Genomic DNA, 16,472 nt, shown 5'->3' with positions numbered 1-16,472 from the left:
GTTAACAACCGTACCTGCTTCTGCTCCGGTCATACCAATGAAGAAAAAGACATCGTTGACGGTTTTGGCAACCGGCGCTTCTGCAAAAACAGATATGCCCATATCGTTGGCGCAATCAACTGTTGTTGTACCCGTTACCGGCGTTTTACATTCTTTGCTAATTGAGTATGAGTACTCGCCATAGGGCACGCCGGCAAACATCACATCTTCCATTGGTAAGCCCTGCACCGTATAGCTTTCATTGTAACCCGAACCATTGTAAAGGTTAACAACCGTACCTGCTTCTGCTCCGGTCATACCAATGAAGAAAAAGACATCGTTGACGGTTTTGGCTGTCAATATAATACTTCCACTACCAACGCCACTGCTAACCGCAATTTCCGTTGTATTTGAATGGTAGCATGCCATACCAGCTGTAGTTGTATGTGTTGCATCTGAAACGCCATTTATAATTGCATCACCTGATGCATCAGTTGTACCTGTTAGTCCATCAATACTTACTGTGGCCCCTTCAATAGGATTTGTACCATCCGTAACATTAACTGTTACTTGTCCCACCATATTGCCCAAAATCAATAGAGTGGCAATCACAAACATTGTAAATCTTTTCATAGTAGAATTTTTTAAGTGAATAACGAGTGATGAAGGTTTGGCTATAAGTAAAAAAAGGCAATAGTGAAAAGAGGTATTGCACCATTGCCCTTTAACCACTCCTAACCAACCATATAAAAATTTATTCTATTCTTCATCAAATGAGATAGGTATCAATCTATTAAAGTCTGGTACAGTATGAGGCATTGAAGATGGTGCGATATTCTCTTTCACCCATAATGAGTTGGTAACATCGAAATAGCCAGCTTCAACATATACTGTGTATTGCAATCCTTCAATAGAGCCTTTGCAACTATTTATAAGACCGTCTTCCAGACTTCTTATATACGCCTGACCATATGTTTCGTGGACAAATACAGGCTGCTCGGGAATGTTGCATGTTGATGCACGTGTATTAAACACCACCTTGATTGGTATACCAGCCAATGTCCATAGTCCATCCACGTAAATTGAGTATTCATCATCTCCTGGTACAGTGCTAACAGGATAATTGTATGGTCCGAAAACACTAGAATTCTCATAGATGGTATAGTTGCCAACAAATGCATCACGGTCAAATGAACAGAACTTAAACAAATCCAGTGTGTAATATTTATTGTAATCAGCAATACCTTCGCTGATTGCTGTAATTCTAAAAACTGCAGTCCTCCCGTCCGGACTAACACCATTGTATAAGCCGCGCACCTCGAACGATCCAATGGTTTCATTGGCAGGAATTGTAATGGTATTGGTCAACAGTTCAAAATCGGCACCTTCAGCAGCTGAAGATTGCTCTGCATCTACTTCAATTTTATAGATGCGGTCGGTACTCAATACGGTGCTGGTACCAATTTCTATAACTACAGTTGGATTGGTCTCATCTACAATTACACTGCCTGATGTCTCCAGAAAATAAGCCTCATCAGGTCCATTATAGATACCCACTTTATTTTGATCACAAGCGAACAGTAATACACTTGCCACCATGAATAGATAAATATTTTCGAATATTTTCATTATCAAGATTTTATTAGGTTAGTAACCAGGATTCTGTTGTCCCTTAATATTTGGATTACCATTGATCTCACTGGTAGGAATTGGCCACTGCCATCGATAATCATCGCCCAAAATCTTCAAATCATTGGCAGCTGAGGTATTTTCCTGGGGACTACGTTCAAATCCAAGCCCTAAGCGCTTTAAATCATGATAGTAAAAGCCTTCAAAAATGAGTTCACGAATGCGTTCCTCAAAAATGAATTGCTTCAACTGATCTCCAACTGCACCAATACCATTATGGTTACCAATACGTGCGGTAAGCAGCACATCCAAAGCATCACGCGCTTCCTGATCTTCATCCTGCATAGCATGTGCTTCGGCTTTGATCAGGTACATCTCCGCCAATCTCATAGGTTTTGGCATATTCATTCCTTGCGTGAATGGAAAAGTTGGATTAGTCGGATACTTGCTAACCATGAATGATGGCCATCCATGCCCCGTGTCACCATAGGTAAAATAAGTGGTAAAACGAATATCATTGTTGACATCGTAGAGGTTAAGTAACCAGTCAGCCGGTATGTAATCTGGTTGCGGAAGCGTACTTGTGTTGTTACGGTTACCAAAGTTATAACCTGGAGCAGAGCCCAAATCTGTTTCGGTATAACCGACCTTCCAGATAATTTCGTTACTAAAATCGCGTAACCACATATTCTGAAAGGCTTCGCCTTCAGCTAATATGCAACCACTATTATCAATTACTTCAGATGCATAGGTGATAGCATTGTCGTAATCTTTCATATCGAGATATACGCGGGCTAATAAGCCATTGGCAAAATGACTCGTGAAGGTGACATTATCGGCTGAAGGATTGGCTGGTAATAAGTCCAGTGCCTGTTCCAGATCCTCGATGAGATTGTGATACACATCCTCTACTGTATTGCGTCGTGGTGCACCAATTTCATTAACGGTAATATAAGGTACACCCAAATCCTCCGCTGCCGATGAAGCCTTGTAAGTTTTGCCGTAGTGGCGCACCATGTTATAGTGTAATAGTGCTCTTCCAATAAAGGCTTCACCTTTAATACGATTTATTTCATCAAGATCACCTTCCAGATTGTCGATGTTATTTATCAGGAAGTTGCAGTTATAGATACCACCGTAGTGGTTACTCCATAAACCGCTAACTTCCGATACACCTGGTTGAATATTCCAGGCATACATATACCCCATCTGGTTGGTAAAACCAGAGGCTGCCAGCGATGCATCAGTCATGATATCTGTTAAGACTGTCAGGTTTTTACCATAGGATGAACTGGACATGAAACGTGCATATACACCATTAAGCATCGTTTGGGCATCCTTCACATTGGTCAAAATATCACTTGTTGGCGAACTGTCATGTGGTTTTAAGTCAAAAAAGCTTTCACACGATACCAATGACAGGCTTATTAAAAAGCTAAATAAATATATTATCTTCTTCATTATTTTGTATCTGATTGTTTAAACACCTGTTAAAAAGCTAAATCAATACCTAAAGTAACGGTACGGGTATGCGGATACATATTGGCCTCAGCTGAGCCATAGTATTCTGGATCCATCCCTGAATATTTGGTCCATGTCAACAGGTTTTGTCCCTGAGCATAGATTCTGGCTGAGCGGAACAAAATTGATTTTTGTACCAGGTCGGGATTGAAGTTGTAAGCAACAGTTAAGTTCTTTAAGCGCAGGAACGAAGCATCTTCCAACAGGCGCGTATCAAACTGGTTATCCTGGTGAACAGGAGAAGGATGAGCCACTACATCACCCGGCTGCTTCCAGTAATCCAGCATTTCTGTTGTTTGATTATAAGCGGCAAACATACCATGCGATTCAATAAAATAGCGGGTATTATTGATCATCCACTTATCTGCCATCCATGAGAAAAAAGCTGAAAGCGACAGATTTTTATAACTGAACGTTCCTGTAAATCCACCTGTCCATGGTGGTAACCATGACATACCCTTTTTAATCACACGGTCATTGTCGCTGTATGTATCTGTTACACCACCATTGGCTGTATACCAAAGTCCTTTACCATCGGCTGCCGAAACTCCGGCCCATTCAGTCATATAAAATGTACCATACTGTTCACCTACTTTCAATATGGTTGTTCCATTATCTATTTCCTGCAGGTTATTATACAGCTTAGTTATCTTATTGATGTTATAGGAAGCATTGGCATTGAGGTTAAATTTGAAATCGTTGAGTGTAATCAGATCGGCATTAATCTCTAACTCAACTCCTGAATTCTGCATCTCGCCAATATTTTCCATACGCCCTGATACTCCTGAAGTAAGTGAGTAAGGAATAAAGAATAACATATCAGTTGTTTGCTCCCGATAAACATCTACTTTTGCCCTGTATTTACGCAGGAATGCCATTTCCAGTGCCACATTGGCTTTCATCACCTTCTCCCAGGTCAAATCGGGATTCTCATACTGTATAAATACACTGGCACTTTGGTTCATGTAAGTTCCATAGCTCCAAAGATCCTGATGCTGGTAGTTACCAATATTGTAGTTACCTGTTTCACCAATGCTGGCACGAAGTTTTAACTGGTCAATCCATGAGATATTCTTAACAAATGCTTCTTCCTGCATATTCCAGCCAATACCGATCGACCAGAAGGTTCCCCAGCGGTTGTTTACCCCAAAGCGTGATGAGCCATCGCGACGAATCGACATGTCCACCAGGTATTTGTAATTATAGTTGTAAGCCATGTTGGCAAAGAAAGAGGCCACATTGTAATCCTGGTTGTTACCACCCCAGCTGTCAATCTCGGACGTCACATCCAGTACCTGTAGTTTGTTGTTCGGTATGTTGTTGGCCTGTACATTAAATGTCTGGTAGTTGTTCGTAATTATTTCCTGACCCGCCAGCACATTAAAGTCATGCGCCTGATTGATTTTGAAATTATATCGCAAGGTATTAGTGGGTGTCAGTCTGAAGTTACGTGTGAACGAGCGATATACCTGTCCGTTAGGACCGGCACCCCAGTCAGAATCCGGATTCAGGTAACGGTTATAGGTATAATCGTAGAAGTCAACACCCACATTGGTTTTAAATACTAAACGCGGCAGAATCTCATATTCAGCGAATAAGCCACCAACGATCTTTAAACGATCGTTTTTATTGTCGTTTAACATTAGCTGTTCAATGGGGTTGGCCCATGGCAATCCATCGTTATTATAACTGCCATCTTCGTTATAAGCACGCAGGTAAGGATTTAACAAACGTGCCGAAAAGATGGGGTTGTATACATTTGTACCCGATTCAATGGTGTGGTTAAACTGCTCATAACCCAAGGTGAAATTTAATCCCATGGTGGCTTTCTCACTCAATTTGTTATCCAAGTTCACACGCATGGTGTAGCGTTCAAAATCGCTTCTGTACTGTATGCCTTCCTGGTTAAAATAACCTCCTGATATATAATAACGCGTACGCTCGTTCCCGCCCTGAATCGATAGTTCATGACTTTGTGTAACGGCATCGCGCAGTACCACATCCAACCAGTTGGTATTTATTTTCATCAATTCCAGTCGCTCCTCCGGTGTATATTCCTTAATACCAAGGTCTTCTTCATACTGAATTTTTTGCTCGGTATTCATCATCGAGAAATTATCATTGGCAATCTTGTTAATACCATACTGACCGCGATACTGAATTTTAGCGCGGTCCATTTCTTTACCACGCTTGGTGGTAATCACAATAACACCGTTGGAGGCACGTGAACCATACAAGGATGTCGCGGTAGCATCTTTCAGAATGGAGATATTTTCAATGTCATTCTGGTTTAGTGCACTGAACTGCCCGGCAGTTATGGGAACACCATCCATAATATATAGCGGATCGTTTCCTGAGCTCAGAGAACTGATACCGCGGATACGAACGGTAGCTGCTGAACCTGGCGCACCGGATGAACCAACGGCTACAACACCTGGTGCCTGTCCTTGTAATACCTGATCGAAACTGGCCACGGGTATCTGTTCAATTTTTTTGGCATCCACCACTTCAACCGAACCGGTATAAGTACCTTTCTTCTTAATACCATAGCCCGTTACCACTACTTCATCAAGATCTGTAGCTTCCTCAACCAGCTCCACATCTATGATTGACTGACCAATTAATGAAATTTCCTGCGTTTCATAGCCTATAAAGGAGTACTGCATAACGGTAGCATCGGCAGGTACGGAAATAACATATGAGCCATCTACCATTGTAATAGTACCAATGGTAGTGCCTTTGGCTATAACTGTAACGCCCGGTATAGGTTCTCCCGTAGTTTTTTCTATCACAACTCCTTTAACTGTCTTATTTTGTGCACATACACCACCAAGAGTCAGCACAAAAAAGAGCATAAAAAGTCCTATAGTCTTTTGCATAAAGATTATTTTTAATAACGAATTGAATAAAGTGTCAGCCTCATTGGATTTTATTCTGAGACTCTTAAACCATAATTGTATTCCGCTTACTCGATGATTATTGGAATTTCATAGCTTGAATAGTTGAGATCACTATCCACTACAAGCAAAACAAAAGCATAATCACCTGCTTTGATATCAAATGGAATTGATGGCTCGAATAACCATTGATTCTCAATGCGATCAACCTTTGTTTCGTTTAGCGCAATGGTTTGCTCAGGGGTCCATGGGTCGTCCCAACCTTTTAATGACTCTGCCTCTGCTAAATAGGCAGTACATTCTTTAAGCCCTACTTTTGACTCAAAATCCGCCGTCAGCATAATAGTGCTACCCCGCTGATAGAGTTGCCCTTCAGCAGGCATTTCCACAACTGCTGTGGGTAGTTCGTTAACGGGCGAATCATCCTTGTCGGCACAACTTATTCCAATTAAAGCCAACCAAAATGCGATGGCATAGTATTTTATTTTGTGTGTCATAAATTAAATGTGTTTTAGTTGCTCATAATATCTTGGAAGGGGCACAAGCCAATGTCGATTCGTAATTTTAAAACAACTGCGCTCCGTTGAACGCAGCTGTCTTTCCTACTTAACTTGAATAACCCCCTGTCTATTTCTTGGTAATTTTTGTTGTTGATTGCTTACCATCAGTATCCGTTAGCACCAGTAGATAAATACCGGATGACAATGCTGATACATCAACTGTATTCAGGTTAGTGCCACTTACCTGCTTAACCTTTGTGCCCGTTAAGGCATAAATGGTTAATGATGTGATTGCTGCATCGCTTTGAATCTGCAGTACATCGTTCACCGGGTTAGGGAAGAGCCTAAGGTTGGTGATTTCATTATCACCAATAGCTGTGGATGCATCAGGTGTTAACTGCAAATCGCGCGATCCATAATTATTATAGAGCTCATCCGGAATCCAAATCGTCGCCCATTGATCATACTCAACTGTTTCATAACCGGAAGCACTCACCGTAAAATGATAATATGAAATTGGTTTCCACGCATAAAAAGCCTGTCCGCTTGCGTTAGTGCTCGCACTTAACTCATCAATAATCAAATTCTTCTCACGAATTGTAACATTAGCATTTTCGATAGGATCACCCGTTTCGGCGTCTGTCACATTAAAAATGAAATTACCACGATAAAAGGTTGTTAAAGGCATTGGATTTGGCTTTATTGCTTCAGCCGGAACGTGGTCTAATTGATATATTTTTACAAACGGTTCACTTGTGACTTTATCTTCAGCTTGAATAAAATAAAAGAGCTTATTGCCTTGCGCAATAATATCAACAATATCACCATCCCATGAATAAGTGTATGCGCCTTCAATATTATCATCATCAACAGCCATGTAGGCAGTGGCTCCAAAACCTTCCGTGATTTTTGAAGAACTACCGTATGATGACTTGTACGAATAAACCAAACTACCATCGGCGATGGCTTCCATGGATGTTAATTCGCTGCCTTCATAAATAAAGCCAACCTCAACAGGCTGGGCATCTGCCATATCTATTCGTAGCATGTATAGATAGTAATCATTGCTTCCTGTGTGACTGGCCCAAAAGAATAACTTGTTACCGTTGATCAATAAATTGGAAACATTGTCAGTTTCTGCTTCAGCATTGATATGGATCAATTCAACTTCGTTAGGAGAAGAGATGATGGCTAGTTTTTTTAGACCATTGGCATTAGAGATGGCATAAATTTTATCATCATTTATAAGTGGTTGCGCACTGGCAAAAGAAAGAAGTGAACCATTGTTAACGGATAGCTTTTCGCCGTCATGATCAATAGCAACCATGGCACCATCATCGCTGATGGCATACAAATAATCGCCCATACCAATCAAATGCGTCCATGCATACACCTCGTTTTCAATATCCGCGAGAAATTCAAGGGTTGAGCCACCTGCGTTATAATCAACATAGTATATTGCTGAAGGATTGCCCAATGGTCCCGGGGCGGAAGCTACAATGTGCAGTTTGTCGTTATGTACTGTGCTAACCAGTTTGCCAGCCGTATGGCCATTGGTCACTTTCACAGATATACGCTCATTGGGATCAAAAGGATTTTCATTGGTCAAACCTTTTTCAACTTCAAAAGTGCCAAAATCAGTACCATCTGACTCCCATAAAATAACCTCATCGCCGGTAGGGGCAACATACGTGCCTTGTGCAATATAGTAATAACGATAACCATCGGCTCCCTGGTTGACGCGTACAACATTGGTTAAAGCAGGATGAGCCGGATCATGGCCGCCACTCATGTCCCACAACAAGCGTCCTGTTCCATTGTCATTCACACGCAGATCAGTACCGGCTCCATCGCTGGTTTTATTACCATAGAAAAAAGCTGTATTTGATCCCATCCAGGCATTTAACATTGATGAACTTCCTGCTTCCAGGCTTTCTAGAGTTGAAAACGATGTACCATCCAATGAATAACCTACAACATCATTGGTTCCATCATTGCCTAACCACATCACGCCATCAGCATAGGCCTGGACTGAGCTTAAGGTTCCATCAAATGTATGAACCAGGTATGCGTTTTGTTCAGCCATTCTTTGTGCACGAGCGGATGAACCAAGCGTTATAATTGCGATTAATAATAAAGTAAATCTGTTCATGTGTAATCTATTTTGGTTAACAAAAGTGTCTTTTTGATTGAAGAAGCCACCGACCCCGTTGGGCCGGATGTGCTTTCTTCCTCATTGGTTTTGCGATTGAATTCCAGAGTTAGTTTTCAGGCTGTTTCCGGCGAGCAATGCCCTTATCGCTTTGTGAATTTTTGTGTTATACTTGTCTTGTCATTGATGACTTCGATAAAATAGAGCCCCGGTGATAGTTCAGCGACATTGATGCTTAGTTGCTTAGCTGCAAATGCTGAATCCACCGTTTTCACTACCTGACCGTCGGTATTAGTTATTCTTACCATGGCTTTTTCATTCAGCTCCTGCTGCAGTTCGATGTTAACAACCTCAATAGCCGGATTAGGATACAACAGCAATTGGTTGGCTTCATTATCATCGATACCTACACGATGTTCTATAAATACATTAAAGCTCGTTTCCATCGCATCCCCATGTTCGTCGGTAGCTGTTATATTGACTGAGCCAGAACCTATATTCAATGGTTTCATGATTATTCCGGCGTTGGTAATGAATGTTTCCATTACACTCTCATTTTGCCAGTCAAATTCAAATGTCAAGGCATCACCATCCAGATCTACAATGTGATCATTCATGTTTATTTCAAGACCCTGCTTGTCTTCAAGTAATAGGTACTGATTACCAATGGCATTCACCTCTTCGGGTTTACGATTCACATTCGACACAGCAATGTCGATGGTAAATTCTGATTCATTCCCATAGCTATCGATGCCTTCCACCACTACCTGGTGTACACCGGCAGCTTCGTGATTGGCCGCAAAGATGACTTCCATTTCATTCCCATTGACATGAGCAGATACGTATTCGTATTCCTTTTTCAGTTGCAGGGTAAATGCATCACCTTCCTCATCATAGGCACTAACTGTATGGCGTAAGGTATCCCCTTCGTTAATGGCATAATAAATACTGCTACCATCGGCGTATTGCGGACCTTTATTGCGATTTAAAGTAATCGGTAATTTGGCCAGTGGTGTAACTGGGTCGTTGCTCTTTACTAACATATTAGCCACATTAATGCCTTGCTCAGCATATTCAGCAATAAATGACAGATCCAGTTGCTTTTCATTACCTGGTGTTATCGTGTCTAATTTGTTCGAATCTAATATGGCCCAGATATTTGATTTATAGCTCTTTTCAGCCGCCTTCATTAGCCAACCCCAATTGTCATAACCATTTTCAATTAGTTCAAACATGGCTTCGTCATTTCCGAAATAGAAACGGTGCTCTATTGCTTCTTCAACTTCAACACGTCCCTGAGGATAACCCATATCTTTGTCGTACTTAAACACGATAAAGAACTTTTCTTTTGGGTAAAAGAGCAGGTTGGTGCTCAACTCAAAGGTCATAAAACGTCCTTCGTCACTTGGTTCTGTTTCCGAAAGTGTATATGATTCAGCATGTAATAGCTCAGCATCTTGAATGGTTTCGGCACCACCAAATACCATTACTTCCACCTCTGCATTAAGCGCATTGCCCCAGGCGATCCAGCTCATGGCGTGTGTCAGGTTAAAACCATTCTCAGGTGCCCAGAAAGCCGTTGCAATATACAATCTGGCACCGCCACCAAATCCAATCATGCCGGTAGGTGCTTCAAAAGTATCGTGCTCTAGTATTCGGTTGTATTCATCTCGTTCCAGTCCTTCAATGTTTGTGCTCTTCAGGCTACTGTAAGCAGTGGCATGTAAGGCTGGTGCAGCAATAGTATTTTCAGTAGTGCTGGTCTGCACTTTCGTTGCTTCTTCCTCCTCCTTAGCACGCTCAAACTCAAAGTCGATTTCGAATGTCAGATCTGCCTCACCATTAAGGTTATCGATCATCACGCTACGGTCGATGATTTCATCAATTGAACTGCTGGTTATCTCAAGCCCTTCGGATTGAATATTAACCACCGGCGGATTCGTATATTCAGCCGATACAGGTATTTTATACAAACCATCTTGCAGGTCGCAATACACCAATACGGTATCAACGATATCGGCTGGTGTGGCAGGCTTAATTCTTAAATTGAATGTCTCGCTGTTGCCTGGTTTCAAATAATAATTCAGGTTTTTACGTGAGATATCAATCCATGGGTCTTCTGCTCCGGATGTACCAAATTGGTTCTGGTCACCCATTACAGTTAGTCCGGCAGCACGTTCCTGCAGACGCATGCGACTCAACAGAATTTTTTCAGTACCCACATTGCTTAGGGTGAAGTTCATATCATACACTTTTGGTGCAGAGCTGCCATCTTCTTCATTGGTTTCATCGTAAATAAATACCTCACCAAATTGAAGAGAGTCTCGCAGTTCAAGTTGTTTCTCACCAACAACCGTCATGGTAACAGGTAAACTGTACTCAGGTGCATCAGGCGTATTGTTTGCCAAGGATAAGCTTTCCTGATAAGTTCCGCCATAAGTACTTCGGGCATCATAAATCAAGTCAAAATCTTTACTTGAGTTAGCAGCAATCTCGTATTCCTCAACCGGAATAAAGGTAATTACTGATCCATCCTTAACAAGATTGGCGACAAACTGAGAAGGAGCATAACCTACTGTTCCATCCTGGTTTTCAATACCAGCCACGCACCATTGAGTGGTAGCTTCTTCCCATGGGAAGTGGTATAAAAACTTGATGTTACCATTCTTATACAGGATCACTTCAAAAGACACCGGATAGCCCATGCTGAACACATTCATATAGTCCTGGAACTGGATCACTACTTTGTCCGCATACTCCTGATAATAAGTGCCGGTAGTCGGGTAATATTCCAGGTACCCGGGACCAATTGGTCCCCATAGCGGAGCGATAAAGTTATTGGGCGCATCTACATGCGGAATCAGTTGATTCGGGCCAAACGAGAAAATTTCATCCAGTTTATCAAAAGTGATAACCCCATTGTAACTGATATACAATGTATCCTGCTTTTCACCAAAGAACTCAAATTCAAAAGGCAACTTTTCAGTTCGCCAGAATACTGATGGTTCAAACATATCGCCATCGTGCAGTTTACGACCTGTTTCGCGAATGTCAATCCAGTTATCATAGTTGGATCCTCCCAGTTCGATAAAGGTCATATCGTAGCTTACATTGGCCGACTGACCTTTATAGCCTTCCTCAACAATGGATAACCACTCGTTCCCCACCGGACTGATCAGCATCGGACTCTTACCTGTGTTTTCAATGGTTAGGTTATTAGTTTGAACTTCACCATGGTTTACTGTTGCAGACAATTCGTTTTGTGCAGTGGTGATGATCGGAGCCTCAATAACGTTGCCTGAAACCGGCACATGATAGCTATCACCAAAGTTATCGGTGAAGACCAATACATCGTCTTTGTTACCCATCTCCGTGCTGTTGATGGTAATGGTATATTCAACCCGTGAATTTGGTTTTAATTCAGCAGGCAGGTAACCTTCAGCTGTATAATAGCCATTCTGGAAACTCATGCTCTCAATGGTGCCAATGGCTTTTCCTTTATTGGTAATGGCAAAGGTACGTGTCACCTGATCGCGCTGGAATACCTCGTTAAAGTCAATGGTCTCAACATTGTATTGATAATCTACTTCGCCACCTGAAACAATATTGAGGTTAATGCTATGAACAGCCGGATTGTTATACGGATCGTTACTAATGACATTGATGCGTTCCACAAAATCACTAACATATAAATCCTTTGTATCCACTACATAATCCAACTGAATACTCTCACCAACCTGTAATGTCCCATATGGGTTAGTAACGCTCTGCACACAACCAAGCCCTGGATAGCGGAAATACATTTTATAACCCGTTGTTGGCGGCATATCATCTTTCAGACGATCGCTCATTTCAAATACTGATTGAGGAGCGATATAGCCATTCAGCATTACACCATCTTCAAGCGTTTCATCATAGATGGATACCTGCATGCTATTACGGTAACCTAACACTGCTGTTTCTCCAAATGGGATGGTTCCCATGTCTTTATAGTAAACTTCAATATCACCATTGATAAAGAGTACAATCTGGAAGGTGACATTGGTATACTTTACTACAAAGTTATCGTCCAGGTATAGCGCATGTATTTTATCATACTGCGTTACAAAACGATCCGGATATTTCTGGTAATAGATGGCGCCGCCTTTGGTTAGATCCATCTCCAGACCGTAGGCACAGATTAATTTATCGGGCTGTGTGACGTTGCCGTACATCACCGGTTGTGAGTTAAACCAACCTTCAGTGGTAAAGGATAAAGCACCTTGCTTAGTGATAAACACTGTATCTTCCTTGCCTTCAAAGAAAGGGAAGTCAAAGCCAATCGGCGCCTCCAGATAGGTGACTTTCGAGTTGCTCACAAACTGGTTGCCCACTTCCGTTCCTGTTGAGGAGATTTCTATCCAATCAAAGGCATTGGTGGTTGCATCGCCTTCTACTTGTCCGGCAGCATAGCCAAACAAGTGCACCAATCCGGATGTATTTTCATTAAGATTAGTGCCGTCGGCGAATTTTGGCACGTAATAAGTTAATGGATACTCACCATCGTTGCGTAAAGTAAATGAACCTCTTACCACATCACCCAAATTTAAATCCGAATATGAATTTTCAGCTGGTTCAACAGTCGCTACCGGTGGATTAATGCCAACGCCGAATAAGTTGAATTTATATTGGTTTCCGTCTTTATCCGTTAAGGTTACCGTGGCATTACTGGCTCCTGCTTTTTGTGGCCAGAAACGGAAAGATAAGGTTTCGCTGCGTTCAGCATATATAATCTTCATTGCCGAATTACTCAATTGATATTCTGAATTGGAGATTTGCACGTCAATTGATGAAAATCCATCGGCCGCAAAGGCCCCTAAACCACTGTTGTATATCTCAATGCTCATTTCCTTTGACTCACCAACGAAGATGTTGCCAAATTCCAATACCTGCTCACTTTCCAGTACCGGCTTGTTACCCATCACTGAGAAGTTAACCGGCAGGTAGTTGATTTCTTTACCCGTTTCATTGGTTAAGAAGGCCAGCTTTGCCTGGTAATCACCATTAATCAATTTAGAAGCATCCAACTCTATCGTCATGTCTTCTTTGGTATTGGATTGCAATATGCCTTTAGTCGGTGTTAACTTTAAGTAGGTATCCAACGGTTCGTACATGCTCCATGCGGCCACATCCCACACATAGTCAGGACTGAACACATCTTTTAGTTTATCCCATCTTTTGCCCAGGTTGTTACTGTAAAATTGGTAGTCGGCAAAACTGGTATGCCATCCCCAGGAGGCAACCAATGGGAAGCGTAGGTTAGCAGGCGTGTGCACCACCATAAAGAAGATATCACCTGATTCGAAAAACACTTGTTCAGTCATTTCAACAAAATGCCAGATGCGGTTTTCTGTAGGCAGATATTCCTGCGCATAGATGCGTTTGGCCGTACTCAGGTCTTCACCTTCGTATAACTCCAGAATAATGGGTTCTTCCATTGGTGTTTCCACCACATCCGGCAGGCTTAAAGCAAACTCAAAATGCGTCATATTAAAGCCTTGCTCACGTGTTAACTCAAAGCGGGTAGCCATGGAATTGGTATAATCCAGATCCATATCGCCGATGGTCGTCATCGAATACACTAAGTAATCCGGGTGGAAATAGAAAAGGTCGTCATTATCTACCGGTTTTTGTGCATAAGGCACAATCTCGCCGGCTGAATCATGCATTGGAGCGGAACGTAATTCCGGTAATTTTGATGTAGCGTTACTTTGCGGATAAGTCACTGAATTGACACCATAGGTATCTTCATTCTTTACATGGCGCTCCTGTACTTCCCACTTTAAAACACCTTCACCAATATTTCTTAACTCGAAAATGTCGGATGCTTCTTTCGCAGTATTGATATCAATATCAAAGCGTACTTCACCAACTGAAAATTCAACTTCCGGTCCTTCATTGGTTGTGCCAACTACTTGATTGGAAAGTGGACTGGCATTGCCCCAGCGATCCAGTGCTTTAATGGCTATGAAATATTCAGTGGTTGACTCTAAACCGTTTAGTTCGTAACGATACAGGGTATTGGCGTCGTGCACATTCGTAATCAATACTTTTGATGCCACTTCGATGTTTGACTCATCAAAGTCAAGGGTTGCGTAATACACTTCAAAAAAGGTGGCTTTATCATCGTCCTCATCGCTTGGAACGGTCCATGTTAAGGAAGCAAAATCCTGAGATACACCAGCTATCTCAAGGTCTGTTATTTGTTTTGGAGGTATACCGTTGTCTTTACGCAACGCTAGGTCTGCATCCGTTCCACCAACACCCATCAGGTCAATGTAATGGGAGTTACCTTCAATGGTATCCAAGACATTGGTTCCACCTAACAAATGTATTTTTAGGTCATCTACTGTAAAATTGTCACTGCCATGCTCCGATACTACCAAAGCTGCCACTCCTGATACATGTGGACATGCCATGGATGTACCATCCAAAAAGGCATAGTTGTCGTGATTAACCGTACTTAAAACGCCAAACTCTTCACCGTAACGGTTATCACCACCAGGCGCTGTAATATCGATGTAGTCACCATAGTTAGAATAGTCGGTCATTAAATCTTCCGGCCCTGTGGCCCCAACAGCAATGGTGCTTTCAAAAGCTGCCGGATAGTGCAAACCCTGGCTACCATTGTTACCAGATGCACAGATAACAATACCACCTTTCATGGGGCTTCCTTCGTAGTTGCCAGCTTCAGCCACAAAGTAATCGATGGCATCTTTTACAGATTCCTCGTAATGACCATCCGTTGTCCATCCCCAGCTGTTTTGAGAGATAACAGCACCCATGTCGGCAGCGTATACAAACGAAGCTGCAATATCGTTATAAGGACCTTCACCGATAATCTGGCAGCCCATAAGTCGGGCGCCATCACCTATACCAGTACCACCGGCTACACCGCCAACACCAATACCATTGTTATTGACCGCGGCTACTGTACCTGCTACATGCGTTCCATGATGATTAGGCGCTATAGCACCGCTGCGGGTGATAAAGTTATAGCCATAAACATCATCAACATAGCCATTCCCATCATCATCAACGCCCTCTTCACCGTTTAGCTCAGCTTCGTTGATCCACATATTAGCAGCCAAATCTTCGTGTTCATATTGTACACCTTCGTCGTGGATAGATACAATGACATTGGATTGTCCGGCTTGTCTTTCCCAGGCTTTGTACAGGTTGATATCAGCACCGGCCGTTACATCTCCAGTACCAGTATTGTGGTAATGCCACTGATCAGCCAGGATAGGATCATTAAAAGGAGTCGTTTGCGTTGCTTTTAAAGCTGCTTTCTTAGTCTCATCCAGTAAGGTTATGGAATAAGGCACTAATTGTTTCTCATAATAGGGCTCTGCAATTTGAATATCTGTTGCCTGAGAATAAGCATTAATGACAGATTCGATATCTGCATCAGTATCCACCTCAATGCGATACCATAAATGTAAGCCGTGCTTTTGATGGCGCGCTTCGTACTTTGGGGAGTAAGGAAAAACGCGTTCCATTGTATGGGCTTTGTTCTCAATATTTAAGCGATCGATGGATAGTATGCCTGTTTGGGCGTAACCATCAACAGATTGAGATTTCAAGCCTTGCGGGCTAACAATGAGCTCAGGTTGAAGCTTAACCTTAATAACGCCTTTTTGCATGCCCTTTTCGTATAGCTTAAGTTCTTGAGCAAATCCACTACTCAAAATGAATAGGGAGATGATTAGTAGCATAAGGCATCGATACTGTAGAGTAATATTGTTCATATTA

7 protein-coding genes are annotated in these 16,472 nt (G+C 42.1%); all 7 read right to left on the bottom strand.

Annotated features, from left to right (window positions below; genetic code table 11):
* Positions 1-612 (bottom strand): hypothetical protein (locus KDU71_RS06635; RefSeq protein WP_212189134.1); only part of this gene is annotated, 612 nt, incomplete at its 3' end.
* 126 nt (positions 613-738) lie between these two features.
* On the bottom strand, positions 739-1,608 hold the full coding sequence (locus tag KDU71_RS06630; RefSeq protein WP_212189133.1) for a hypothetical protein: 870 nt from the start codon (positions 1,606-1,608) through the stop codon (positions 739-741).
* A gap of 18 nt (positions 1,609-1,626) precedes the next feature.
* Entirely contained in the window at positions 1,627-3,069 is a 1,443-nt protein-coding gene (locus KDU71_RS06625) for a RagB/SusD family nutrient uptake outer membrane protein (protein ID WP_212189132.1), read from the bottom strand.
* A 29-nt stretch (positions 3,070-3,098) separates the two neighbouring features.
* The gene (locus KDU71_RS06620) at positions 3,099-6,008 is read right to left on the bottom strand and encodes a SusC/RagA family TonB-linked outer membrane protein (RefSeq protein ID WP_212189131.1); all 2,910 of its coding nucleotides are present in this window, start codon (positions 6,006-6,008) and stop codon (positions 3,099-3,101) included.
* Between the two features lie 86 nt (positions 6,009-6,094).
* Positions 6,095-6,523, bottom strand: coding sequence for a DUF4625 domain-containing protein (locus tag KDU71_RS06615; protein WP_212189130.1), 429 nt, complete (start codon positions 6,521-6,523; stop codon positions 6,095-6,097).
* A gap of 130 nt (positions 6,524-6,653) precedes the next feature.
* A complete protein-coding gene (locus KDU71_RS06610) occupies positions 6,654-8,678 on the bottom strand; it encodes a T9SS type A sorting domain-containing protein (protein WP_212189129.1) in 2,025 nt (674 codons plus the stop codon).
* A gap of 143 nt (positions 8,679-8,821) precedes the next feature.
* The gene (locus tag KDU71_RS06605; RefSeq protein WP_212189128.1) at positions 8,822-16,468 is read right to left on the bottom strand and encodes a S8 family serine peptidase; all 7,647 of its coding nucleotides are present in this window, start codon (positions 16,466-16,468) and stop codon (positions 8,822-8,824) included.
* Between the last annotated feature and the right edge of the window lie 4 nt (positions 16,469-16,472).

The organism is Carboxylicivirga sediminis (assembly GCF_018156225.1).
GTDB classification, from domain to species: Bacteria; Bacteroidota; Bacteroidia; order Bacteroidales; family Marinilabiliaceae; genus Carboxylicivirga; species Carboxylicivirga sediminis.
Note: the sequence above shows the minus strand (reverse complement) of the source record. Positions and strands in the feature narration are given on the sequence as shown.

Bases quoted from the DNA above. Each gene is read 5' to 3' on its own strand.
- KDU71_RS06630 (WP_212189133.1), bottom strand. From the start codon at position 1,608: ATGAAAATATTCGAAAATATTTATCTATTCATGGTGGCAAGTGTATTA.
- KDU71_RS06625 (WP_212189132.1), bottom strand. From the start codon at position 3,069: ATGAAGAAGATAATATATTTATTTAGCTTTTTAATAAGCCTGTCATTG.
- KDU71_RS06620 (WP_212189131.1), bottom strand. From the start codon at position 6,008: ATGCAAAAGACTATAGGACTTTTTATGCTCTTTTTTGTGCTGACTCTT.
- KDU71_RS06615 (WP_212189130.1), bottom strand. From the start codon at position 6,523: ATGACACACAAAATAAAATACTATGCCATCGCATTTTGGTTGGCTTTA.
- KDU71_RS06610 (WP_212189129.1), bottom strand. From the start codon at position 8,678: ATGAACAGATTTACTTTATTATTAATCGCAATTATAACGCTTGGTTCA.
- KDU71_RS06605 (WP_212189128.1), bottom strand. From the start codon at position 16,468: ATGAACAATATTACTCTACAGTATCGATGCCTTATGCTACTAATCATC.